This is a genomic window from Catenibacterium sp. UBA627, assembly GCF_002299355.1.
GTDB classification, from domain to species: Bacteria; Bacillota_I; Bacilli_A; order Erysipelotrichales; family Coprobacillaceae; genus Catenibacterium; species Catenibacterium mitsuoka.
Genome location: NZ_DBPF01000116.1, coordinates 2,886 through 4,883 on the forward strand (window position 1 = coordinate 2,886; position 1,998 = coordinate 4,883).

Annotated in this window: 4 protein-coding genes; all 4 read right to left on the reverse strand. The window is 31.1% G+C overall.

Annotated features, from left to right (window positions below; genetic code table 11):
• A partial coding sequence (gene csm4 / locus B2S90_RS07510) for a type III-A CRISPR-associated RAMP protein Csm4 (RefSeq protein ID WP_286696815.1) occupies window positions 1-740 on the reverse strand: 740 nt, incomplete at its 3' end.
• An 18-nt stretch (window positions 741-758) separates the two neighbouring features.
• Window positions 759-1,424 (reverse strand): type III-A CRISPR-associated RAMP protein Csm3, encoded by a 666-nt coding sequence (gene csm3, locus B2S90_RS07515; RefSeq protein ID WP_278861562.1) that lies wholly within the window; start codon window positions 1,422-1,424, stop codon window positions 759-761.
• A 4-nt stretch (window positions 1,425-1,428) separates the two neighbouring features.
• Window positions 1,429-1,806: a type III-A CRISPR-associated protein Csm2 gene (gene csm2, locus B2S90_RS07520; RefSeq protein WP_286696816.1), complete on the reverse strand. Its 378-nt coding sequence runs from the start codon at window positions 1,804-1,806 to the stop codon at window positions 1,429-1,431.
• Window positions 1,807-1,809: 3 nt separating this feature from the next.
• Window positions 1,810-1,998: hypothetical protein (locus tag B2S90_RS07525; protein WP_286696817.1), on the reverse strand; the 189-nt coding region annotated here is incomplete at its 5' end.

The window sequence follows — 1,998 nt, forward strand, 5'->3', positions numbered from 1 at the left end:
CCACTTCTTTTTACAAGTAAATAACGCGAATCATCTAAAACATCTTCTAATTCCTTATCTGTAGGAAGAGATACAGAGAGAGTCATGACTTCACCTTTTGTATTCAAACGTTTATTTAATTCTTTTGGTAATTCTACTGTATTATATCTGAAGTGTCCTAAACCAGAATTCTTCTTTCCACCAATACCTGATAAACTTAACATCTTGAATAATTCATCAAATAAATGAAGTGCTTCTTTAGAATCATAGCCTACAACAATATATAAACCATTGTGCTCTTCAAAGCGATAAATACCTACACGATAAGGAAGTGCTTCTTCATTTCCTCTAATTGAGGCAGATGTTTTTAAAGCATGTACACCTAATTTCTTTATATCAGAACCTTTATCAATAGGATATTGTCCTTTAAGATACTGATCTAATAAAGAAACTTGTACATATTCTAGTTTCTTAAACTTCTTACGTATTGTCATATCTTCACTTTGAATCACCTGTTCAATCTTCTTCATTGGTTTAGGAATAAAGAACTCCTGATTCATATAAGGAAATGCATCAGAGAATACCAAATGATTCTCTTTAACACTATTTAATAATACATCTAACTTATCAATCTTAAGTGCTTCTATACATAAAGCAGAAAAGAGAGTATCTGCCTGAAAAGTGATTTCTGACTTTTCTAAAGAGTGATCACCAAAATGTACACCCTGTGTAAAAATCATTTTATAAATCTTATAGTTCATGGTGCCTACCACCTTTCATTATTGAGATACTTTACTTAAAATATCATTGATTTTATCTTCTACACTCTTATCTAATTGACCAATTACTGTTTCTGCATATAAATCAGTGAATTTCACTTTACCATATCCTCTAGAACCACTACCGCCTAAATAATCATACTGAAGCATCTTGAAAGCTTCTGCAATCAGTTCAATATCTTCATATAAGTCCTCCATGTTATCTACTTCATAAAGGATATCTAAATCAAATTCTGAACCTCTTACAACTCTTTCAATCTGTCTAGGATTCGCAACTGCAGTAGCACGGTTAATAGTATTTTCAAACTTAACTTCTGTTAAGCTGTTTAAACCTTTCTTTCTTAAATCTTTATCATTCGAAAGAATCATATCAGAAATCTGAATTCTACTCTTTTTTATATTGTCCTTTTCAGCACTACCAAATACTCTTTTGATTCTTTCACAATCCTGATCAGGTTTATTCGCAACTGATTCATTGTATGCTTTCGCAAGAAGTGTACGCATTTTTCCTTTTAATGAACTTCCTGGAATCATTGGATAACCTGTAATCACATCTTTAATAACTGGAGAATCAACTGCACCAATTGCAGCGAAAGCTGATGATCCTCCAATATGCATTCCTGTTAATACTTCAATTGTTCCTGTAATCTGAATTTTTGTATACATAATCCTACTGATCCTTTCCACCATGATATTTATGGAATGCGACTAATGCTTCCATATACTGATAATACTGAATATATTGTTTTCTAGTTTTAATACCTTTTAAGAAAGGAAGAAGCTTAGCTGTTTCAATAAAACTTTTCACTTTCTCATCTCGACCTGCTTCATAATAGAATCTTACTGTGAGATAACTTACTCTATCTAATAATTCTTCAGATAAGTTCTCTTCTGGGTAATCTAATACTTCATTAAGTATATCTGCAGACATAGCTAATAAGTTTCTAATTTGTGAAACTGTTAATAATCCAATAGGTTTCCCTCTCTGATTCTTTTTTGTTTTTAATTCTTTGATTGTATTTTCTACTTTATCTAGATCTAAACTCATAAACTACTCCTCTCTTTCTCTTATAGAATAAACAAATATATTAATAGCTGTCTTTAATTCACGACAGTCTTTTTCATTGCGATACCACTTATACATATGATCTGAGAATTCTTTATATGCTTCTTTTTCAGCTGTAGTTGCTTTAGAATTAGGTTCCATTCTTGCAAGTAAGTAAACAAATCTCGCAAAGTT

Bases quoted from the DNA above. Each gene is read 5' to 3' on its own strand.
- csm3 (WP_278861562.1), bottom strand. From the start codon at position 1,424: ATGTATACAAAAATTCAGATTACAGGAACAATTGAAGTATTAACAGGA.
- csm2 (WP_286696816.1), bottom strand. From the start codon at position 1,806: ATGAGTTTAGATCTAGATAAAGTAGAAAATACAATCAAAGAATTAAAA.